18 protein-coding genes are annotated in these 23,229 nt (G+C 40.3%); 5 read left to right on the top strand and 13 right to left on the bottom strand.

Annotated elements, in window-relative coordinates; translation table 11 throughout:
- Positions 1-476: 476 nt before the first annotated feature.
- The 5 genes from ADHAQ_RS0114735 to ADHAQ_RS0114715 form a co-directional block, all read right to left on the bottom strand.
- Positions 477-1,451 (bottom strand): Gfo/Idh/MocA family protein, encoded by a 975-nt coding sequence (locus ADHAQ_RS0114735; protein ID WP_026463587.1) that lies wholly within the window; start codon positions 1,449-1,451, stop codon positions 477-479.
- A 186-nt stretch (positions 1,452-1,637) separates the two neighbouring features.
- Entirely contained in the window at positions 1,638-3,056 is a 1,419-nt protein-coding gene (locus ADHAQ_RS0114730) for an APC family permease (protein ID WP_026463586.1), read from the bottom strand.
- 114 nt (positions 3,057-3,170) lie between these two features.
- The gene (rlmH, locus tag ADHAQ_RS0114725; protein WP_026463585.1) at positions 3,171-3,644 is read right to left on the bottom strand and encodes a 23S rRNA (pseudouridine(1915)-N(3))-methyltransferase RlmH; all 474 of its coding nucleotides are present in this window, start codon (positions 3,642-3,644) and stop codon (positions 3,171-3,173) included.
- 397 nt (positions 3,645-4,041) lie between these two features.
- Positions 4,042-5,157, bottom strand: a complete 1,116-nt coding sequence (locus ADHAQ_RS0114720; protein WP_026463584.1) for a Gfo/Idh/MocA family protein — start codon at positions 5,155-5,157, stop codon at positions 4,042-4,044.
- A 687-nt stretch (positions 5,158-5,844) separates the two neighbouring features.
- Complete coding sequence (locus ADHAQ_RS0114715) at positions 5,845-7,323, bottom strand: M48 family metalloprotease (protein WP_026463583.1); 1,479 nt, start codon at positions 7,321-7,323, stop codon at positions 5,845-5,847.
- Positions 7,324-7,646: 323 nt separating this feature from the next.
- On the opposite strand from ADHAQ_RS0114715, the gene ADHAQ_RS0114705 reads away from it, so the two are divergent.
- Positions 7,647-8,423 (top strand): SDR family NAD(P)-dependent oxidoreductase, encoded by a 777-nt coding sequence (locus tag ADHAQ_RS0114705; protein ID WP_026463582.1) that lies wholly within the window; start codon positions 7,647-7,649, stop codon positions 8,421-8,423.
- A gap of 100 nt (positions 8,424-8,523) precedes the next feature.
- Here the strand turns inward: ADHAQ_RS0114705 and ADHAQ_RS0114700 are convergent, their stop codons facing one another.
- Positions 8,524-9,825: a sugar MFS transporter gene (locus tag ADHAQ_RS0114700; RefSeq protein WP_026463581.1), complete on the bottom strand. Its 1,302-nt coding sequence runs from the start codon at positions 9,823-9,825 to the stop codon at positions 8,524-8,526.
- A 251-nt stretch (positions 9,826-10,076) separates the two neighbouring features.
- Between ADHAQ_RS0114700 and ADHAQ_RS0114690 the strand changes: the two genes are divergently transcribed.
- Together ADHAQ_RS0114690 and ADHAQ_RS0114685 are read left to right on the top strand one after the other, a co-directional pair.
- Positions 10,077-11,597: a gluconokinase gene (locus tag ADHAQ_RS0114690; RefSeq protein ID WP_026463580.1), complete on the top strand. Its 1,521-nt coding sequence runs from the start codon at positions 10,077-10,079 to the stop codon at positions 11,595-11,597.
- A 65-nt stretch (positions 11,598-11,662) separates the two neighbouring features.
- Positions 11,663-12,979 (top strand): gluconate:H+ symporter, encoded by a 1,317-nt coding sequence (locus ADHAQ_RS0114685; protein WP_026463579.1) that lies wholly within the window; start codon positions 11,663-11,665, stop codon positions 12,977-12,979.
- Positions 12,980-13,064: 85 nt separating this feature from the next.
- On the opposite strand, the gene ADHAQ_RS0114680 is transcribed toward ADHAQ_RS0114685, so the two are convergent.
- From ADHAQ_RS0114680 to ADHAQ_RS0114655, 6 genes are all read right to left on the bottom strand, one after another.
- Positions 13,065-13,826 (bottom strand): LytR/AlgR family response regulator transcription factor, encoded by a 762-nt coding sequence (locus ADHAQ_RS0114680; RefSeq protein ID WP_026463578.1) that lies wholly within the window; start codon positions 13,824-13,826, stop codon positions 13,065-13,067.
- Positions 13,827-13,893: 67 nt separating this feature from the next.
- Complete coding sequence (locus tag ADHAQ_RS25845) at positions 13,894-14,946, bottom strand: sensor histidine kinase (protein WP_084523864.1); 1,053 nt, start codon at positions 14,944-14,946, stop codon at positions 13,894-13,896.
- A gap of 219 nt (positions 14,947-15,165) precedes the next feature.
- The gene (locus ADHAQ_RS0114670) at positions 15,166-15,912 is read right to left on the bottom strand and encodes a head GIN domain-containing protein (RefSeq protein ID WP_026463577.1); all 747 of its coding nucleotides are present in this window, start codon (positions 15,910-15,912) and stop codon (positions 15,166-15,168) included.
- Between the two features lie 633 nt (positions 15,913-16,545).
- Positions 16,546-17,097 (bottom strand): DUF2911 domain-containing protein, encoded by a 552-nt coding sequence (locus tag ADHAQ_RS0114665; RefSeq protein WP_026463576.1) that lies wholly within the window; start codon positions 17,095-17,097, stop codon positions 16,546-16,548.
- 92 nt (positions 17,098-17,189) lie between these two features.
- Positions 17,190-18,587, bottom strand: a complete 1,398-nt coding sequence (locus ADHAQ_RS0114660; RefSeq protein WP_026463575.1) for an RtcB family protein — start codon at positions 18,585-18,587, stop codon at positions 17,190-17,192.
- 245 nt (positions 18,588-18,832) lie between these two features.
- Positions 18,833-20,314: a TolC family protein gene (locus tag ADHAQ_RS0114655; RefSeq protein ID WP_084523859.1), complete on the bottom strand. Its 1,482-nt coding sequence runs from the start codon at positions 20,312-20,314 to the stop codon at positions 18,833-18,835.
- Between the two features lie 143 nt (positions 20,315-20,457).
- Here ADHAQ_RS0114655 and ADHAQ_RS28355 point away from each other — a divergent pair, with 143 nt between their 5' ends.
- The gene (locus ADHAQ_RS28355; RefSeq protein WP_169728004.1) at positions 20,458-20,805 is read left to right on the top strand and encodes a hypothetical protein; all 348 of its coding nucleotides are present in this window, start codon (positions 20,458-20,460) and stop codon (positions 20,803-20,805) included.
- Positions 20,798-21,670: an HAEPLYID family protein gene (locus tag ADHAQ_RS25840; protein ID WP_034256838.1), complete on the top strand. Its 873-nt coding sequence runs from the start codon at positions 20,798-20,800 to the stop codon at positions 21,668-21,670. Before ADHAQ_RS28355 ends, ADHAQ_RS25840 begins: the two co-directional genes overlap by 8 nt.
- 110 nt (positions 21,671-21,780) lie before the next feature.
- On the opposite strand, the gene ADHAQ_RS0114640 is transcribed toward ADHAQ_RS25840, so the two are convergent.
- Positions 21,781-23,223 carry a TolC family protein gene (locus ADHAQ_RS0114640; RefSeq protein ID WP_034256837.1) on the bottom strand — a complete coding sequence of 481 codons (1,443 nt, stop codon included), beginning with the start codon at positions 23,221-23,223 and terminating at the stop codon, positions 21,781-21,783.
- Positions 23,224-23,229 lie beyond the last annotated feature (6 nt).

Raw genomic sequence — 23,229 nt, 5'->3', positions numbered from 1 at the left:
TCGTTTTGCAACAAGAGCAGTTGCTTTTCCAAAAACTGCGTGTTGAGCCAGATATTATGTAATGTGGGCACGAGAAGTAAACGAAAGCTTTTGAGGCATCTTTTCTGCCTAACGGTTGTTACACAAAGTGAGCAAAGCTTAAATTATGGCAGGATAAGGGTAAATTGTTCTTCCTTTTATAGCACTTTATTTCTCTATGCTATTAAACCCTTTTATCTTTCAATCAACAAGCTCTTTCTTATTATTTAGAACATGAACCCTATACTTCAAAGCTACAATCTTTAAGAGAAAAGAAGAAAGAGCAGCAATCTTATTAAATTTTATAGCTCCCAAGGGCTAATCCCAGTAACATTAGAAATGCATTCGTAAGGAGAGCAAATACCGTTTTCAAAAGCTTTGCCGTAGCAAAACCTTTGAAAACGTTTAACATAGTAGCAAACTATGTCTATTTAAATTTTTATAAGGTTAATTCTTAGTTAGCGCCCTACAATCTGGTCCATAATTTTGGCAGTACGAGCAGCTGAAACGCCTGTACTCGGACAAGTACCCTGACCTAAAATATCCTGTACCATTTCTTCAATAAAAGGCTGCTGCACATGCTGCGGATAAGGTATAGTAAATGCCTGAACACCTTCTGCATTTTCTAGTGTGATAACTTCACTGGAAAAAGTAGAGAACATAACCCGGCCAGCACTACCCACTATTTCAATAGTATCAGTTTTTACATTATCGCCCACCGTAAAACTCCACATACCGGTTCCCAATATACCAGAACCAAAAGCATAGGTCGCTGCTACAACATCCTCAGCAGGATATAAGCCTGCCTGATTGCCTACTATGCCTTGCGCCTGCGTAATCGGGCCAAAAATATAATCCAGCATATCTAATTGATGGGAGGCTAAATCAAAAAACAAGCCCCCGCCAGCGTGCTCAGGCTGCACCCGCCATGGCAACTGCTCCTGGTCTAAATCTTTTTGTACCGGGTGATACAGGCGCATATTAACCAGGCGCACATCCCCTATTGCCCCGGTAGTTACTAATTCTTTTACTTTCCGGAATAGTGGCTGACTACGGCGGTAATAAGCCACGTACAACGGAACTCCCGCCTCCTCACAGGCTTCGATCATTTGCTGACACTCTTCATAGGTACGAGCCATGGGCTTCTCCACGTACACCGGCTTCCCGGCAGCAGCTACCTTAAAAGTATATTCGGCATGAGATCCCGGCGGTGTAGCAATGTAAACTGCATCTACCTCAGGATCATTAATTAAAGCATCGGCATCGGCATACCATTTCGGCACATTATGGCGGCGCGCATAATCTTCGGCTTTAGCGGCATCCCGGCGCATTACCGCCACCAGTTTAGAATTAGGCACTTTTGAAAAAGCTGGTCCGCTTTTTACTTCGGTTACGTCGCCGCACCCTATTATACCCCAACGGATTTGTTTCATTGCATTAAGAGTTTGTTTTGGCTCTGCCAGAAAAATAAAAAATATTACTTAGGGAGCAAAATTATGATTTTACAGGTGTACGCTACAAGGTAGATATCAAGCAAAAAACTAGATAAATCTATTATAACATCAACTACTTTTCCGCTTTACCTCTCCCTTTTTTAAGAACAGTCAATAGTTTATAGGTTAATCGCTTATTTTAAACTTTGTTTTAAACAGCAGGAAAACCGGAATTCCTAACAATACCAGAATAAATCCGGGCCAGGAGTTCTCGGGCCGGTAAATAAGCAGAATTAAACAAAAAGCCGAGGCCAGCAGGATATAGCAAGCCGGCAAAAATGGGTATCCGATAGCTTTATACGGACGGGGCAAATCGGGCATTTTTTTTCGCAGAATATAAATACCGATAATGGTGAGAATGTAAAAGAAAATAACCGCAAACATGACGTAGCCCAATAAGCTACCGTAAGTACCCGACAGGCACAACAAACTAGCCCATAACCCTTGAAACCACAAGGCTGCGCCCGGCACCCCTTTTTTATTTAATTTCCGCATACCCGGAAAAAACAAACCGTCTTTGGCCATGGCATAATAAACCCGGGCCCCAGCTAAAATACAGCCGTTAATGCACCCAAACGTGGAGATCATGATTAGCACAGCAATAGCTAAGGTAGCACCTGAGCCTCCTATTGCTTCGGCAGCGGTTACGGCTACCCGGTCGGAAGCGGCAGTCTGAATTTCTGATAAAGGCAATACCAGCAAATACACAATGTTTACCAGCATGTAGGTAAATGTTACCAGACCAGTTCCAATTGCTAAACTGCGCACCAGGGTTTTAGTGGGATCCACCACCTCGTCGCCGGCAAAGCTTATGTTATTCCAGGCATCGCTGGAAAACAAGGCACCTATCAAAGCTATACCAATAGCAACTACAATGTTTATCCCGGATAAAGGAGTAGAACCGACAACTTGTCCCTCCGTTACTAATACCCGTTCCGGTTGCCACATCTGACTAAAGTTACTACTTATAGCATCCGCATGCTGCCCAATTATGAAGCCCAAGAGAATAAGAGCAAACAAGGCAATAATTTTAGTACTGCCAAAAACGTTCTGAATTAATTTACCATTGCGCACACCCCGGGAATTTAGGTAAGTTAAAAGCAGAATAGTAAAAATCGCTAATACCTGGAGCGTCGAAATTTGCAAGAAGCCTAAATCAAGTATAATAGCCGAATCATTAAACATGTTCGGCAGCAAAACCCCGGTAAAGCGGGCAAATGCCACCCCTACAGCGGCAATAGTACCAGTCTGAATTACCAGAAATAGCGTCCAGCCATACAGAAAAGAAACTAATGGATTGTAAGCTTCGCGCAGGTAAACGTACTGACCTCCGGCTTTTGGCATCATACCGGCCAGTTCGGCATAGCTAAGGGCCCCAACCAAAGTAATAAAGCCACTAATAAGCCAGACCAATAATAAATACCCGGCAGATCCTACTTCGCGGGCAATATCAGAACTTACAATAAAAATACCGGAGCCAATCATGGTACCAGCCACAATCATAACCGCATCAAATAACTTCAGTTCCCGCTTAAATCCGCTCATTATAGTTTATAGATAATTATTAAATATTATTTACACCAAGCTATTACTTGGTGGTGCTGCTTGTGCTCCTAGGCATTAGTAAAACAGCTTCCTGTTTCCAAGGAGAAAATATAATTACTCATGATGGTATTTTTCACCACGAAGAATGGTAAATCCCCGGTACAGTTGCTCCGTAAAAAACAGCCTTACCATTTGGTGGGAAAAAGTCATTTTGGAAAGTGATATTTTTTCGTTTGCCCGTTCGTAAACAGCAGGTGAAAAACCAAAAGCGCCACCAATAACAAAGATTAAATTGGTAGTAACGGTATTAAGCTTCTTCTGCAGAAAAACAGCAAATTCTGAAGAAGTAAACGTTTTACCTTTTTCATCCAGTAGAATTACGAAATCCCCTTCCTGAACTTTTTGCAGAATTAATTTTCCTTCGGCTTCTTTTAAGTTATCAGATATGAATTTGCTTCCCTGCTTTATATCCGGAATAATAATCAATTCAAAAGAATGATAATGTTTAAGTCTTTTAAGATATTTTTCAATGCCCTCTTCCAGAAATTTTTCGTCTGTTTTACCTATCGCTATAAGCTTAATTTTCATCTGCTATTTACTTTCCGGCAATATCGTTTTAAAAGCAATATTTTCAAATAAACATATTTACGTGCCCCAAGCAGATTAAAATTAATCTACTAAAAGGTTTGGTTTTATACCTGAGGATTTATCGCTTATCTTTTATTAACTTATAATTCCTTATCTAAAATATATAGGCTATAGTAACCAAAACCTGCCAACTCTGCCTTTTAAAACCTAATGCCTTTCTTACTACTAATATGTTCATTTATTGCTTCCCAGGTAAAGGCTCAGCAATTCAGGCATACATCAGGCAGCCATTAAAAAAAACAATGGCGCCAGCATATATTATAAAATAACCGGAAATACAAAGGGCCCTCTTAAAGAGGGCCCTTTGTATTTAATAGCCGAAGCCAATTTATTCTTTCTATTTTAAAGCTACTTTATTACCAGTTTTAACGGCTTCATAAATAGCATCCATTACTTTCAGGTCTCTCACACCTTCTTCGCCATCTACCGGCACAACAGGCTTTTTACCATTTAATATAATATCAGCCATTTCATCCATTTGTACGGTTTGGTGCGTCATGTGTGGCTGCGTTAATTCACCTTTATGGGTGCGCCCTTTTATTGGACCATAACCAGTAGAAGGCTGCATTTCAGCATATCCTTTTTCACCATTCAGAAAGAATCGATCCAGGTTATTCATGTTATAGGTTGATAAACAAGAAGCTACCGCCCCGCTTGGAAAACCTAACTGGAACATGATGGTTTCGTCTACACCTTCTTTAAATTTCTGCGGATCAGTTTTAGTTTCCTGGGCAGTAACCCAAACCGGTTCTTCTCCAACCATATAGCGTGAACCATTCAAGGCGTAAATACCAATATCCATCAAAGACCCACCACCAGCTAACTCTTTATTCAAACGCCATTGTGTAGGATCACCAATCCGGAAGCCACACAGACCCTGGAAAAACGAAATTTTACCGAACTCGCCAGCATTGCGCATCCGAATAACTTCCAGCGTTTTTGGCTCAAAGTGCATCCGGTAACCTACTAAAAGTTTTACGTTAGCTTGTTTACAGGCATCTACCATTTCCTGGCCTTCTTTTGCATTTAAAGCCAGAGGTTTTTCACAAATTACATGCTTACCGGCTTTAGCAACCCGAATTACCTGGTCGTGGTGCAAAGCATTTGGAGTAATCACATAAACAGCATCAATATCTTTGTTACTTTTTATACGATCGAAATTGTCGTAATTGTAACTGTTCTTAGCCGGAATGTTATATTTGGTTTGCCACTCTTTAACTTTTGAAGGTGTTCCACTTATAACACCTACCAGTTTGGCTTTTTTGCTGGATTGCATGGCTTCGGCTACCCGGGTGCCGTAACTTCCTAATCCCATAATTGCTACCCGCAATACCGGACCATCGTAGGGCTTATCGTAAATATCTTCCAGATTTAAAGCATCGGAAACAGGCAAAAGCGGCAAGGCCATTGCTGAAAGGGAAATTTTTTGTAAAAAATCACGACGTGAACTCATAGCAGGATTTTTAAATTATGTTTGATGAAAGACTTAATGTGAGCTAAACACAGCTGAAGTATTCATAAAAATTCTCGGCGCAAGATTAAGAACCTACTGTAAAATTCCTATTCAAAATCTATAATCTTATGGTATAAATTCAACAGAAGGATATTTAAACCTATTTAAATAAATTTACAGAACTTCTTATCCTTCTGATCCGACCTTACATTAGGTTAGGCATAAAGTAATTAACAATTAGTTACTCTTACCTCATAAGACACAATATAACAGTAAAATAAAAGATTTTATTTATTATATGAAATTAGTTCTTCAGAAACAGCCACTTGTAGAACCATACTTTAAGCATATGAGAAGCTCATAACTTTTGGGCTGCTCAATACTACATTAAAATATCTTTGTTTTAAACTATATCAAAAATAAAGCCGCCAGAGGCTAGAGCTTTGGCGGCTTTATTGTTAATAATAAGTACACTCCTTTAAAAATATACGGGTACCAAGCCCGCTTTAATACCGAAAAAGGTCATCAGGTGGGAGAAGCGGATTATACGCTGCACCTCTCTGATTTTACACAAGCGGCTAAATTACAAGGCTTGTTTTGAATTAAAATCAACGAATATTTGGATAACTATAATTGCCCCACTGTTCCCAAGAAAATAACCCTGCTTTTACAGAAGCAAGATTAAAACTATTGAGTATCAACAACCTTAATCAAACTTCCTTTCGTCACCTGATCAGTTAAGGCCATTCCATTTAAAAGTGCCAGCTCTTCCAGGCGTTTGTCTGGCATTTGAAAACTCCGTAAAACCTGCGAAAGCGTTCCTGTTTGCGGTACCGTTTTTATTCTTACCCGTTCTGGTTGGCGGTTTAACTTACTCTGATCTGTTAACTGTTTGAAATTTTGCATGGAAGCAGTAAATACATTGGCGTAAGAATTAAAATCCTGCAGGGTACTTACTCCCATCATATTATAAATATTACCGCCATACTGAATTAGATAAATTAAAGCCCGCACAGAGGCCGTTTGTTGTCCCTGCGTTTGTTGCCCTTGTCCTTGTTGCTGCGGTTGCTGATCGGCCACCATAGCTAATGCCGGTAGTCCGTTAACACTTACCTCTTTCGACTCCCGCACCTGCAGGCTGTATTGTTGCGCTATCTGTTGTGCAGCTGCCTGCACGTTAGTTCCCTGGGCCAGCGTCATCATCATCATGGCTTTACCTCCTTGTGGAGCCATTTGCACCATTTGTGGGGTATTTTGCACCTGCCAGCCAGCAGGAATCGGGAACTGGAACTTCATAACAGGATGATAAAAAACATTATTCTCCACAAAGCCTTGTTTCGGATCTTCCCCCAATATAATACCATCAATAAGTCGTAAATACTGATCCCGGTTTACTTTAAGATTAGTTGCTCCCGTTTTTTGCTTCCATTCAGCAGCATACTGACCAACTGTTTCCAACCGCTCGGCCGGTGCCGGGTGAGTAGATAAAAAATTAGGTACTTTCTCCCCGTCTGATTTACTTGATTGCCGCTCCAGGGTAGTAAAAAATTTCGCCATCTCTGTAGCATCGTACCCTATCCTGGTAGAATATTCTACACCCAGACGATCTGATTCCCGCTCATCGTCGCGGCCAAACTTTAGAAAAAGTAATCCTACCCCCTGTTGAGCGGCCTGGGCAAATTGTCCTAATTCAGGTGCCACCACCATACCTACCACCATACCTATTTGCGCCAGCATAGCCTTACTTTGCTGCTGCGCCGAATGGCGGGCGGTAACATGGCCAATTTCATGTCCTAAAACTCCGGCAAATTCGGCTTCGTTATTAAAATGTGCCATAATGCCACGGGTAAAATACACATAGCCTCCCGGCACGGCAAACGCATTTATTACCGGCGAATCCACTACTTTAAAAGTATAGTTTAACTCGGGCCGGTGCGAGATAGCTCCCATAGCCTTGCCTTTTTCATTAATGAATTGTTGCAGCTTAGCATCTTGGTACACGCCAAAATAATTTATAATCTCCGGATCAGATTGCTGCCCCATGGCATTTTCCTGTTCTTTAGAAACCAGAATAACTTCTTTTTTACCAGTTACCGGATTAGTAGAACAGGAATTAAAAGACAACATAACAAATGTTGCCAAACAGGAATACCAATATCTTTTCATAGTTTTATTTATATTTTTAAGCTTTCCAGCTATATAGTTTAGTATATCTATACTTAAGAATAGCAACGATAGTAATTAGCAATAGTTACCATTCCTTAATCTGGATTTATTTTATGCGGTTGGTGGGCCAATAATATTACTACTTCTATCAGCTGTTTAAACCTGAGTAGTTGCAGCTGTAGCATACCAGCCTCAACCTTTCTGTCAGTATACATGCAAATGACTTCAATGCTTCTATCCAATCCTTGTTTTAAACCTTCTTCAAATTCAATGAGTATGACTAACTATTCGTGCTGATTATAGCTAAAACCAAAACAAAGTTTATGCAAAAACTAAACGGAAAAATAGCTTTAATTACTGGTTCAGATTCAGGAATAGGAAGAGCTACCGCTATAGCATTTGCCCAGGAAGGTGCCGATGTGGTTATCTGCTACCGAAGCGATATGGAAGGTGCCCAAGAAACCTTAAGAGAAGTAGAAAATCACAACCGCAAAGGAGTGGTTTTATATGTAGACATTAGCGATGAACAAAGTGTTGAACAGCTATTTGCGCAGGCTCTTCAGGAGTTCGATAAAATTGATATTTTGGTTAATAATGCGGCGGTTAATGGCTCAGGCATGCATGTTGCCGACATGGACACTGAAGTATTTGACCGGACAATGCGCACCAATGTATACGGCACTTTTTTCTGTTGCCGCAGCTTTATCCGCCACCGCAAACAAAAAGGCGGAAAAGGAAAAATAATCAATGTTACTTCCGTGCATGAAGAAATAGTTTCAGCTGGTACCGCTGATTATTGTGCCTCTAAAGGTGCAGTCCGAAACCTAACCCGTACCCTGGCCTTAGAGTTGGCAGAAGATAACATCAACGTAAATAATATAGCCCCGGGCATGATATTAACCCCTATGAACCAGGAAGCCATGAATAATGAAAAAGTAAGAGAAGAAAAATCTCAGAACATCCCTATGAAGCGCCCGGGTTACCCCGAAGAAATAGCCAAGCTAGCTGTTTTCCTGGCTTCACCAGATTCTGAATATGTTACCGGATCCAGTTATTTTATGGATGGCGGTTTATCGCAATATATGGGACAGGGAGCTTAGGTTTGTCTGCATCAAACCTGCTAATTTTGAACTAACCCACTTAAAATAGAACAGGCCGAAATTTCTTTCCAGCCTGTTTTATTTTACCTAAATGTATTTTTCAGGCGGCTCTTCTTCTTATTTTATGACCGTAAGTAGCGTAATACAAAATAAATAAATAACATGGCACCATAATCCAATAAGCATCCTGCCGGTTCCAGATATCGGCTAACCGACCATATAAAAGGGGAATTAATGCTCCGCCGGCAATAGCCATAATCATGTAGGAAGACCCAATTTTAGTAAATCTTCCCAAGTCAGCAATGGCCAATGGCCACAATGCTGGCCACATAAGCGAATTGGCTAAGCCAAGTAAAGCAATGTATAATACCGAGGAGAAACCAGTAGAGAATATCGCCATCAAGGAAAAGACAACACCTAAGGTTGCACAAATACGCAAAGCTTTTTCCTGAGCAATGTACTTGGGTATAGCTACAATGCCCACTACATATCCCACAATCATAGCTACTAAAGTACAAGTGGTAAAAAACTTGGCCGTATCAAAAGCAATTCCTTGTGAGTTACCATAACTAATAATGGTATCGCCAGCCATTACTTCTACCCCTACATATAAAAACAAGGCCAGCACACCCAGTATTAAATGCGGGAACTGAAATGCACTGGTTTTGCCCGCATTAGCCGCCGCTACGGTCGCATCTTCCTCATCGGTGTCTACTTCCGGCAGACCAGAATAGGACACCCAAATAGCCAGTATTATTAACACCACCACCATAATAACATAAGGCAAAATAGCCCGTGAAGCCAACGCATCCAGCTCCGAAGCCTTTTGAGCTGCATCCATACTACCTAGCTTGGCCACTAGGGAATCTACATTTTTAAGCGTAATTGCTCCCAAAATGATTGGCGCCATGGCCCCGGCCAGTTTATTACAGATACCCATGATGCTAATGCGTTTAGCAGCACTCTCCCGGGGTCCCACAATGGTAATATAAGGATTAGAGGCTGTTTGCAGAATAGCTAATCCTGTTCCCTGCACAAATAAGCCCAGTAAAAACAAACCATATAAACGCGTTAAAGCAGCTGGAATAAAAATTAAGGCTCCTACTGCCATTACACCTAACCCTACAGACATTCCTTTCTTAAATCCAGTCTTTTTTAATACCCAGGCCGAAGGAATAGCCATCACTAAATAAGCAATGTAAAAAGCAAATGCTACGAAGTACGATTCAAAATTATTAAGCTCACAAGCTATTTGCAGGTAAGGAATTAAGACTGAGTTTAACCAGGTTACAAAACCAAAAATAAAAAATAAGGCTCCAATAATAATAATGGGTTTATTGGAGTAAGTACCCTCAATTGCCTTATTGGCTACCGTAGCAGTTGAAACAGATTTTTTTGTCATATTTTAAAAGCATCATCAGAAGTAATACCGGCATCAAGGTAGGCAATAGCATTCTTACATCAAACCGGTCCTGATTGTATTTTAATACAATTGTAAAGCTAAACTTATTTCTGATAAAATTTGATTCCTAACCTAAACCAGCCTTTTTTATTTCCGGGTTTCGCCAGATTCAATTTTTCTATTCTTATTTTATATCCTGAATAATTCCGTAATTTTCTACCCATTTTATATAGAATTATAATTTTTAAAATATGAAGGTTGTTATTGGCGTTGATTTAGGCACTACCAGTACCAAAGCAGTTGGGTTTTCATTGGATGGTAAAGTTATTTGTTCTTCTTACCAGGAATACCCGATTTTTAATCCACAACCTGGCTTTAGCGAACAAGATCCGGAAGAAGTATATAATGCCGTTCTTTTTACGCTTCAGGAGGTAATTGCTCAACTTAAAGGCCATGACTTGGTTGGGATTGGATTTAGCTGCGCCATGCATAGTTTAATTGCAGTAGACGACCAGGGACAACCGCTAACCAACTGCATTATCTGGGCTGATAATAGAAGCGAAAAGCAGGCGTATGCGTTAAAACAAACTCCGCTCGGGTTAGATATATATCTCCATACCGGCACCCCTATACACCCTTTTTCACCGCTATGTAAATTAATCTGGTTCCAGGAACATAAGCCCGATGTTCATCAACAGGCTCACAAATTTATTTCTATTAAAGAATACGTTTTTTATAAATTCTTCCGGAAGTATATTATTGATTATTCCCTGGCTTCAGCTACCGGTTTATTCGACATCCGCAACTTTACCTGGTATGCACCAGCCCTGGCTAAAGCAGGCATCTCCGCAACGCAATTATCAGAACCAGTTAGTACCCTGCACGCTGAAACAAACTTGAACCCGGAAATTGCAGCTTATTTAGGTATAACCAAGCCCATTCCATTTGTAACCGGAGCCAGCGATGGGTGCTTGGCTAATTTAGGAACCGGCGCTGTAAAGCCAGGCTTAGCGGCGCTAACTATTGGCACCAGTGGTGCTATTCGGGTAACGGCTCCCCAACCCGCTAATGATAACCAGCAACGCTTATTCAATTACATATTAGCACCTAATCAATACGTAGTAGGCGGAGCCGTTAGCAACGGGGGTATAATTTTGCGCTGGTTCCGCGATAATTTTGGTTATTTAGAACAGGAAGAAGCTAAAGCCCTGGGTGTAGATGCCTATGATTTACTACTGCAACAGGCTGCTACCATACCAGCCGGCGCGGCAGGGTTATTATTTTTACCGTACCTGCTTGGCGAACGCGCCCCTATCTGGGATGCCCAATCCAGAGGTTTATTTTTTGGTTTAAGTATTACCCATACCCGAGCGCATATGCTCAGAGCCGTATTAGAAGGTATTATGTTTGGCATGTACCAGGTAGCTCAGGCCCTGGAAGAAACCACCGGACCCATTGACGTTATATTCGCTAACGGAGGCTTTGCCCGCTCCGAATTCTGGGTACAGCTGCTGGCCGATGTTTTTAATAAACGGGTTGTATTGTCCGAAACCATTGAAAGTGGCGCGTGGGGAGCCGCCCTTCTTACCTTACAGGTAGCCGGCATCCAGCCTGAAATTCTAGTTGATTCATCGGCTAAAGAATATTATCCAAGCCCAGAAAATCATGCTAGCTATAAGCAGAACTTTGCTATATTTGAAAAGCTCTATCCGTTATTGAAAGAACAAATGGCTCAGATTAGTGCTTTGCAGATAGATGTTAAGCCTCAGTAAAAAGGTAAATTGAGCAGGATAACATTCTTGATAATAGATTTAAAAATATACTTAAAATATAATATATGCCTTTACTACTAGTTATTGGTGCCGTTGCCTTGCTACTGGTGCTTATGATTGCTTTCCGGCTTAATGGTTTTATAGCCCTTATTATGGTGGCTTTTGCGTTGGGGCTTGCTGAAGGCATGTCGGTGAAAGCGGTTATTACCTCAGTACAAAATGGCGTAGGCAGCACGCTTGGCTCTATTGCGCTTATTCTCGGCTTCGGAGCCATGTTGGGCACTTTAATTTCTGAAAGCGGGGCCGCCCAACGTATTACTTATAGCCTGATTAAAAGCTTTGGTATTAAATATATTCAATGGGCGGTAATGCTGACGGGCTTCTTAGTAGGCTTACCTATGTTTTATAATGCCGGCTTTGTTTTATTGATTCCATTAATTTTTAGTATTGCTGCCTCTACAGGTTTGCCATTGCTGTATGTGGGTATTCCTATGGCATCTGCCTTATCGGTAACTCATGGTTATTTGCCTCCTCACCCGGGTCCTACTTCTATTGCCGTGCTTTACAAAGCCGACATTGGATTAACTTTAATTTATGGTTTAATTGTAGCCATACCGGCTATTATAATTGCCGGACCTATTTTTACCAGCTTTTTAGGTAAATACAAGGCCTCTCCTCCTCCTGGTTTAGCCACTCCCAAAGTTTTTACCGAGGAAGAAATGCCCAGCTATGGCACCAGCCTTTTCACGGCCTTATTCCCTATTTTGTTAATTTCGGCAGCAACTATTTCGGGTTTAGTTCTGCCAGAAACCTCTCCTGTACGACTCGGATTAGAATTTTTTGGTGACCCCGCTATAGCACTTCTACTATCTGTGCTATTAGCTATTTTTACTTTAGGAATTAGCCGGGGCCGGAAAATGGATGATATCATGAGTTCCTTAACGGCATCTATCAGCAGCATTGCCATGATTATGCTGATTATTGGCGGTGGTGGTGCCCTTAAACAAGTACTGGTAGATAGCGGGGTTGGCGATTATATAACTGCTATTGTACAGGATATGAATCTTTCGCCTTTGTTCCTGGCCTGGAGCGTTGCAGCCCTATTGCGGGTATGCTTAGGTTCGGCCACTGTTGCCGCCATAACTACTGCTGGTATTGCCTTACCGGTTATTTCTGCAACCGGCGTAAGCCCGGAACTAATGGTATTGGCTACCGGATCGGGCAGTTTAATGTTTTCGCACGTAAACGACCCTGGCTTCTGGATGTTTAAAGAATATTTCAGTTTAAATATTCCGCAAACTATGGCTACCTGGTCTATTATGGAAACATTAGTTTCGGTAATAGGATTAGCAGGTGTATTACTTTTAAATATGGTTATCTGATTTAGATAAAATAATAATAAACAAAACGGGCTACTAATATTAGTAGCCCGTTTTGTTTAATTAAATTTAATTATACTACATAGTGCTAAACATTCAGCCAGTCTTTAAATTTGGTGACCTTATCTAAACTTACAAATACTTCGCCGGGAGCACTTGGCTGCAACTCTACCTGCAATTTGCTCTTAGGGTAAACATGTATGTTTTCAATGGCCGATAGCTTTACAATATACTGGCGGTTTATCCGGAAAAACTCTTTCGGATCTAATTGGTCGTTTAATTGATCCAGGCTGAGATCGAGGGGGTATTTTACCTTTTTATCTGTTACCAGGCAAACAACACCTTCTTCGGCATGAAAATAAGCTATCTCCTCAATACCTACTGTTTTAATTTTCTGGCCAGCTACAATAGAAAAACGCGACCGGAATTGGGGCGTGCGATGCTGAATCATTTCGTAAAGGGCATGCATATCCAGAGGGCTGCTGTTTTGTGGACTTACCCACTCCCGGTATTTAGTTATACTTTGTTCCAGTTCTTCCTGGGTGACCGGCTTTAGTAAATAATCAACGCTCTTTAGCTTAAAGGCCTTGATAGCGTATTCATCAAAAGCAGTCGTAAATATAATAGGCGAACTTACTTTCACTTTTTCAAAAATGCTGAAGCTAATGCCATCTTCCAGGTGAATATCCAGAAAAATAAGATCGGGTTCATTATTACTTTTTAACCAATCTACCGATTCTTCTATAGACTCCAGTTTAGCTAATATTTTAATGCTGTTATCTGCCTTCAGAATCATGGTTTCCAACCTTTTGGCAGCTAATTCCTCATCCTCTATAATAATAACGTTCATGTTGTTCAGCTTATGATGTTTTGCGGTTAGCTGTTAGTACCCCTGGATTATTTAATTTAAAAACAACTTATTGCAGCAGCGGAATCTTCGTCACGTAATCTTTACCTTCCACCCCAAAATAAGTAGGCTGATCGGTTATATAACTATACCGATTGGATATATTTTGCAAACCAACTTTACTGGATGCCATGGCTTCTTCCCGTATTTGCAGGTTGTTCCGGACGCACAAATAATTGTCTTTATCCACAAAAATTTCTATTTGCAACGGAGATTTTCTGGAAAGCACATTATGCTTAATGGCGTTTTCGATAAGCAATTGGAGGGTAAGTGGGGGCAACAACCAAGTAAGTTTTTCTTCCGGCAAGTTTATATTTACTTTGAGCTTGTCTTTAAACCGGATATCAATTAAAAATATATAGGAATAAATAAACTCCAATTCGGTTTTAAGCAGTACCAGATCGTCGCCTTTGTGCTCCAGCACATAGCGGTAAGCCTTGGAAAGTTGTTCCGTAAATTTCTCAGCTAAAAGTGGATCGATGGAAATAAGGGAGGTAAGGACATTTAAACTATTAAATAGGAAATGCGGGTTTACCTGGTTTTTGAGCGACTCAAACTGGGCTTGTGCTATCTCTTTCTGTAATTTTTCGGCTTGCAAACTGGCCTGATGAATATTCTTAAAAACTAAAAAGCTGGTAAGTATGCCATAGTATATAGCTGACATTAGCACCAGCATAATAAAATTTAACCTGATTGCGGCCGCATCGCTCATATTATTACTAAGCGCACCCATAATCAGGTAGAAAGGTATAACGCCAATCAGTACAAAAATTGCCAGGCTGTATATTTCAAAAATCAACAAGCCAATAAGATATTTTTCTGCCGACATTTGTAAGGCTGGATACCGCTTGCTTAAGAATACCATTATCTGGATATACCCCTCATAAAAGAGGTAAAACATAACAAAAGAATAGGTAAGGTCCAGAATTAGATGATCGAGGCGGTAAATAAATTTGCCCGACAACAGGTAAGCAATCAGAAAGGTCCAAACCAGAGATAAAATAAGAGCAGTGCCTACCTTAAAGACATAATGCCGCATCAGCACATTGACTCTTCTTCTCATGCAAATCTTGGGATTGAAATGGTAACAGGAACCTAAAATAATTATTTCTCTGCCTTATTTTATAAAATTTTCCCTTAGATCAACCAGGGCAAAGGCTTTGGTAGGATAACTACTTAATACAAAGGGATAAAATTAATAAAACAGGAAAGTATAGTAGTCTCGACTATACCTGTCCTGTTTATTAACAAACACCAAACAAACTAAACAAACAAACAATCTTTATATAAGCTGGCTAACTCTTCCTGTGCCAGTTATATTGGTATCTACGGTTGGCTGGCCTTTATATTTAACCTCGCCACTACCTGTAATTTTTACATCTAACTTTTTAGCAACCTGAGCAAAAGCATTTCCAGATCCACCAATCTGTACTTGGCTCGCTTCGGTTAATAATTCATAACTTAATAACTTACCAGAACCCGAAATGTTTACTTCCTGGCTATAAGCATGGCCGGCAACTTCAATGGTACCAGATCCATCTACATCCGATTTAATAGTTTCTGCATCAGCTGCCACTTTAATCTCACCCGAACCAGTTACTTTTAAGGCTAAATGGTCTGTGCCTAAAACACCCTGGCTAATAACTTTACCGGCACCTCTAACGGTTAATTTCTCTACACTAGGCACGGTTATATATATTGTAATCTGGTCCTCAGAACGGAAAGATCTTTTGTTATCAATAATTAAAGTTTTTCCGTTTACAATTGTCTGCACAAACGGTTGTAAGTTTCCAAAGGCACTAACCTGAACTTTTGTTTCAGCTCCTTCTGTCACATATACAGTCGCATTGGTTTCTAATTCAATTTCTGAAAAAGCCTCCACTTCTCTACTTTCTGTCTTAATTACACCTTCTCCAGAAACAGATGGTTTCAGATCCTCTTCGTAAAAAGAGCAAGAGGTAATAGATAAATTTAATACCAGGGCAACTGCAACCAATTTACTCCAGTTATTTTGTACTATTCTTCTCATAATTGCTGTCATTTCTGTTACTTGACAATGCAAATTTGCACCAGAAAAAAGGCTCTGTAAAGTTTATTTCGTTGAATGGCTGAAGTGCAGGGTTGAATGCCCGAAATAAAGGGTTGAATATAAATTGAGCTTTAATTATAATTAGCTTTATTCAACATATGTATATCTATTTTGAAATTGAATCAATAAACAACCAATTAACTTTAAAATATTTTACACAAACCGTGATTTCATTAAAAACGAGCAGCAAAAAATTTTAATTACTATTTTAATAAAACAGGTAAAGGAAAAAGAACAGCCCAACCTTATTATCAGCCTTAATTGATTGCTATTAGTATGATATTTCTTAGAGTGTTTTATTGATCAGGATATATAACTTTATTCTTAACCAGCTCCTACTGGTAAGAATGCAACAGCACCCCCACAATTGTTCCTGTTGTAAGGTTGAATGTTGCCGCCTGATCACTTGATGCTTCAAAAAAGTTATTCTTAGTTTGATCCGGACAACCATTTCCTACTTCATTCTTTATTACTTGTAACTTTAAATACTATATTTTTAGTGACTGCTTATTATAAATAAAAAAGCCTGCTGTATTAATACAGCAGGCCTTCATTAAAATTTACTTTTATTAACTAGGAAGCTTTTACGGTAAACGGAACCGCTAATTTCTCCCAGGAAACAGTTATTACACCAGCACTCTTACCTTGTGGCTTTATAGCAATTTTCATGCGTTCATTATTTTCTTTAGAAGCTACTGGTTTTACTTTTACCCGTAGCACATCTTGTGCCTGGTCGTATTTAAAGGCGCCCCATTGCTTGGCAGTATTATTAAATACAACTGTCCACTCATTTTCTGTAGGGATGGTGAATAAAGCATAAGTACCTGCTTTCAATGGTTGTCCTTCTACCGTTACATCTTTAGAAAAAGTAATAGTAGTAGCCTCGTTGGCACCGGTACGCCAAACCTGCCCATAAGGCACTAGCTCACCCCATATTTTACGGCCTTTAACGGCAGGAGAACTATATTTAATTGAAACATCCGTAGTTCCAATTTTACCAGATGCACTGGCTGGCGGACTGGCAGGGGCCCCATTGCCCTGAGCTAAACTTACAAAAGAATACAATAACAGCATGCAGGCAATCATGCTAGTTTTAATAGAACTTGTAATCGCTGAATTAATCATAGGTGTTTATTTTTGGTAGACAAATAGATAGCGCTAATATCAAAATTATATTGTAAATCTGAAATAAAATTTAATTTCTAGCCTGAAAACAATTAGCGGTCCATGCGCACAATACGCGGCGTAAATGTGCCCAGCACTTCTACTAACTCTTCCTGGCTTTTCATTACATGATTAATGTCTTTATAAGCCATGGGTGCTTCGTCTATACCGCCTCCTATTAATTCCACATTATGTTTAGCCAAAATTTCTTTTATTTCTTTTTGGGTTATAGTATCTAACGCTTGGCGACGCGACATGATACGGCCGGCTCCGTGTGAGGCAGAGTTAACGGCTTCTTCCACGCCTTTTCCCCGCACAATAAAGCCGGGAGAGGCCATGGACCCCGGAATGATTCCTAATACTCCTCTCCCAGCCGGAGTGGCGCCTTTACGGTGCACAATTACTTCCTGCCCTTCATATTCTTCTTTCCAGGCAAAGTTATGGTGGTTCTCAATTAGGGCAAGCGGTTTCTCTCCTAAAGCATCTCCTAGGCGTTTATGTATCTGATGATGACACGCCGAAGCATAATCGCCGGCTAAGTTCATGGCCTGCCAATACTCCTGACCTTCTTCTGAATCCATATCTAGCCAAGCCAGGTGCCTAGCGTGGGGCGGCAGTTTACGGGTGCTCATAGCCAACTTGGTATAATGGTTAGCAATGGTAGCCCCTAAGCCCCTTGAGCCCGAATGAGACAAAACGGCTAAATACTGACCTACCGGCACCTCCATCTCATTTTTTTTATCCGTAATGTCAGCTATGCCAAATTCTACAAAATGGTTACCAGACCCGGAGCTGCCTATCTGGTCATACGCTTTTTGTTTTAGCCCCTTTAATAAAGGTATTTCTTTAAATTCTTTTCTACCAAAGATCGGATCATCCATTGGCCGTTCAAATCCGTTACCAGCCCCAAACCGGGTATTATCGTTTAAAAATTGTTTAAATTTACTTTTGTCTCTATCCAGCAGGTTTACCGGCAAATTGTACAGAGTTAAGCACATGCGGCAGCCAATATCCACTCCCACACCATAAGGTATCACAGCATTTTCGGTGGCTAAAACCCCACCAATTGGCAGCCCATACCCCTGGTGCGCATCAGGCATTAAGGCTCCGGCAACCGTTATGGGCAAACTCATAGCAGTTTCCATTTGCAACACTGCTCCCCGCTCAATATACTCGGCGCCGTAAGTTTTAAAATCCAGCTGACTTTCAGCCAGGTTTACTTCCCGCATTTTATCTTTCTCCGCATCAAGCTCCTGCACCAGCTTTTCCAGCTTTTTATGATGGCGGTATTTATCAGGGTTATGAAACAAATCATTCAGCATGGCCAGCTGGTCGTCTTTGCTGGTGCTTTTAAAATACTTTTCCATCAGGTTTAAGGCTAAGCCTATTACCTTACTTTCCGGATAACCTAAATCCAGAATATCCTTACCTTTTAATTTTTCTCTTGCCATAGCTCTTTTGTGTCAGAAGCTTTCCTTCTACCTGTTAGCTACGGCATTTTATTCGCATCGTTTTCTAAAAATCTATAGCAAATACTATCAGGTCCGCTCTTAATTTAGATACCCGTCAGGAATCTACCTCTTGACATAGCTGTGAAATTTAAGAGAAACTATATTAAAAATGAATTACTCCCAACAGCTATTAATTTTATAAAAACACAGACTAAACACTAAAACTGGCTATGTCGCTTTACAATTTATTCTTGTAAGGTGATGGGTTTATTTTGGTAAAAATCCAGAATCTTCTTTCGGAACACAAATTCATACTTTACCCGTACCAAATTAGATTGTGCCCGATCATAATTGGTTTTGGCCAGGTTTAAGTCCACGAAATGGGTACTACCATTCTCAAACCGTTTTTGGGCTGCCTGATAAGCAATCTCCGTGGCCTCAGCTTGTTTAGTTGATGTTTGAAAACGAGCCTGAGAAGAGGTTAAATTAGCAAAAGCCTGTTCAATATTTTGGCGCAATTTAATGCGTTCTGTACTGGCAATAAATTCAGCACGTTTTTTATTGATTACGGCTGTACTGATTCGGTTGCGGGCTTGCCAGCCATTCAGAATTGGAATGGTTAAATTTAAACCTATCGATTTTCGTAAGTTGAATTGTAACTGATCGAAATAATAAAAGCTTTGCAAACTGCCATTAGGTTCATTTACGGTTCTAATAATGGGTTGCTTATTTCCATTTATCAAAACATAATCTGTGGCAGATGTAACTTCGCGGGTAGTATAACCTGTTCCATCGGCTACAAACCGGCTGGTTTGCGCAGCACTGGAATAAGCACTTCCAATGTACCCAAACATGGATATTGAAGGTAAAAGGGTTCCTTTAGCCGCCTGCAATGCCCTGGCTGTGCTTTTTACCCGAAAATCTGCTCCTAATATGTTAGGTTGCGTTTTTTCAGCAATATCATATATTTCGTTATCAGATTTATCGTATCCAGACGTAATAATAGCATTAACACTGAGCTTCTGCACCTGAAAATCGGTGGTGGCAGGCAGGTTCATTAACTGCATTAAATTAAGTTTTGCCGTAATTAAATTATTCTGTGCATTTACCAGTTCCAGTTCATCATTACCAGCTTGTACTTGTAAATCAGCTAAGGTATAGGAGGCCATAGCCCCGGCAGCGACTAACTTTTCTGCCCGGGCTGACTGGCTGCGGGAAGTAGTTACCTGTCGATTAGCAATTTCCAGTAACTCCTCGTTTTGCAGTACTGACAGGTAGGCTAAAGCAATATTTAGCGAAACGGTGTTATTTGCCTGTTCTACAAATTCCTGATTTGCTTTTACACTTAAATTATTTTGCCGGATAACGTTCTGCTTTTGTAAGCCATTAAACAGCACTAAACTGGAATTCAGATTAAAATCATTGGCTTGTATCTGCGCCTCTACATACTGATTCGTGAACGGATCTATTGATCGCCCAAAATTATAAAAGTGATTAGCTCCTAATTGGCTATTTGGTAACAAACTGGCTTTTGCCTGCACCTGAGCTGCTTTACTGCTTTCCAGATCCAGCTGGCTAGCTCTTACATCTGCATTATTATTAATAGCATAGTTGATACATTCTTCCAGAGACCATGGTCCGCTGGTATGTTGAGCTGCCGCAGGGTCAGAAGTTAAAAGAAGCAAAAATATAGCAACCAGAGTAAGAGCTTGTGACCGCATTGTCATGAACTAATAGTTTTATAAATTTTATTAATTGCATGAAATTTAAATGCCACATCAACAACCCATTATAAATCAATAACTTACCTATTCATATTTATTAACAAGCTCGTTAAGATGTACGTTTTTGATACAAATTCTGTACGATTTTGCAACAGCAGGAATACCATTTAGCACAGAGCTTACATAAGTTGACCTCTGACGCTCAGGCCCAAGAACCCTATCTTTTGCTAGCTGCATTGCCTCTTTTAGATTGCACCTGCTCTTGTTTTACCTTGATAGAATGGATAAACCCTTCTTATTACCTACAAGTAAGCTCAGGAACATTAAATTTTATCTTTTCGGTAGTTCTTATAATTATTATAATTCTTCTATTTTTTAATTTTGAAAAAAATAAGCTGAGCGATACTACCTTTTTAGTTACAGCCAGTAAAATAATATCTAAATTCGATTTGTCGTATCAAGGCAATATTGGTTACTTAAATTTTTATGCGTAAAATATTCTGTATAATTCTTCTTTTTTTACCATTATTTAACATCAAAGCTCAAACTATTGATAGTACTGATGTAATTAACGAGCGGCTTGACAGCCTTTACATTCTGGAAGTTGAAGACATACATGAACCCAGTAAAGTTTTGCACGCTGAGCCACTTTTTGTGGATTTAATTCGTGATTTAGGAGCCAGAAAAGGAGAGCAGGAATGGAATGTTGGATTAGGACTTACAGATAATAATAATTACGACATGTATGGCGCTTTGGTAGAATATGAATTTGCTCCTATAAACAGGCTAGGGTTTGAAGTAGAATTACCTTTTTCTTTTTATTACCCAACTACCAATAATCGTGAAATTGGCACCCCATCCAGTAGGCTAAACAGTATAAAACTGGCTTCTCAATGGACTTTCTTGGTTTCAGAAAAAAGAAAAACATCTATGGCCATAGGCTATATTCATGAATTTGAATTAACTGAATTTAACAGATACGGGAAAGATGTATTTGTAAAAGGCAATGTTTATAACCCTTTTCTTATAGCAGCTAAACGGTGGGGCAATAACTTTCATACCTTAAATTATTCAGGTCCGGTTTTTCTACACCATTTCCAGGACCAATCTATACATACCATATGGCAGGTAAATTCTAATTTTCATTATATGATTCCTGGCACCAGAAACTTTATTGGCGTTGAATTTAATAAGGAATTCAAGCACGATGATTTTGATATGACAATCAGGCCCCAGATGCGGGTGGGCATTTCCAATAGTTTACTTGTGGGTATTGTTACTGGCATACCTATCAGGAGGGAGAATGAAAGGTTTAGTACCTTTTTAAGGCTTATTTACGAGCCTAAACATAAAATGTAAGTTACACTCTTACGCATCTACTAATAGTACCTTAAAGAAAGAAGAGCCCGTGTGTTCAGAACAACGGGCTCTTCTTTCTTTGGAATAAAAACTATACTATAGAATATAATTTAATCTACTGTAATTTCCCCGGCTGCCCAGTAAAGTGTTGTTTTGGCCTTCGCGTATTTTGTTCTTAAGGCATTTAACTTAAGCTGAGCCTCCATTAACTTCACTTCGCGGGAGTTTACCAAAAACAAAGAACTTTCCCCGTTTTGAAATCGGGTTACTTCCCCATTCCGAAGAATATTGGCATTAACAACCATACGCTCCTGTAGCTTGATTTGCTCTTCCAGCGCCAGCCATTCATTATAAGCTGCCAGCAGATTATTCTCTACTTCCCGGGTAACCTGGGTTAATTCAAAATTATTCGACTGTTGCTTCAGTTTGGTTAACTGAAGCTTACCTCGTTCTTCGCGCAGAAAAAGCGGCAGACTAAAACTTACACCTAATTTATAGTTAGCCCCCATATATTGCCGGTCTAAAACATCGGGTCTGAGATAAAAGTCGTTTCGGAGCACATTATACTCTAAATTGAGCTTAGGCTTTAATTTATCAGCCGCAAACCGCTGTTCTATCGCTAACTGCTGGCCTTTTAAAACAAGCTTGCGCAAATCAGGATGGTTGGCCTTGGCAATTTGTAAAAGCTGATCCACTGAATCTTTAGGCAACGAGGTAAGTTCTGTACCTTTTATGGCAGGCACAGTATGCTCTTTTAGCTCTAAGGGAACAGTATTAGGTGCCCATAAGTGAGTAGCAACCATTAATCGGGCATTATTATAAGCCAGTTGTGCCTGCTGCAACATTACCTGCCGGTTTTGCACCTCAGTTAGAGCCTCTACGGTATCAATGGCCGCTAAATCTCCTTCCCGCACCCGGGAACGCACCGCCCGCAACCGGAAATCAGCTAATTCCAACGATTCCTGAATCAGTTGCGTTTCCCGGTAATTCATGAGCCAGTCCCAGTAATCTTTAGTAGCCTGCAACAGCAGCTTGTTTATAAGCTTTACTCTTTCCGCCTCCGCAATATCCTGAAATATGGCCGCTTGTTTTATAACCGCCCGGCGCTGATCTATAAAAAGTCCCTGGCCAAGCGGAACCGAAATACCGGCAAAGCTTAAACCGGCGGCTGGTGTTCTTTTCTCCGGATCTAAGTATTGCCCACGGGTCTGATCATATCCGGCTCTTATCTCTGGCCCAAACCAGGTAGGAATTTGCAAGGTATTGGTCCAGATATGGTAATACTCTTTCCCTCCATATTCTTTTTCAGACAGTTTAGAACTAATAACCGGATCCAGCGCTCCCCGGGCCATTCGCAGTTCCTGGCGTGCCTGTTCATTTAACAATGCCGCCTGCGAGGCAATCGGATGAAATTGCAGAATAAGTCTATGAAAATCCTGCAAGGTAATGACCTGTACTGAATCTTTATTTTGCCCCCTCACCGGCAGTTGGCTTACAAGTATAAGCGCAACGGCCAGCAACAGGCGGAAATTTTTATTTAGAAACACTAACATACTGGA

It is taken from the genome of Adhaeribacter aquaticus DSM 16391 (assembly GCF_000473365.1).
Taxonomy (GTDB): domain Bacteria; phylum Bacteroidota; class Bacteroidia; order Cytophagales; family Hymenobacteraceae; genus Adhaeribacter; species Adhaeribacter aquaticus.
The sequence above is the reverse complement of the archived record's forward strand: the minus strand, read 5'-3'. Positions and strand labels throughout refer to the sequence as shown.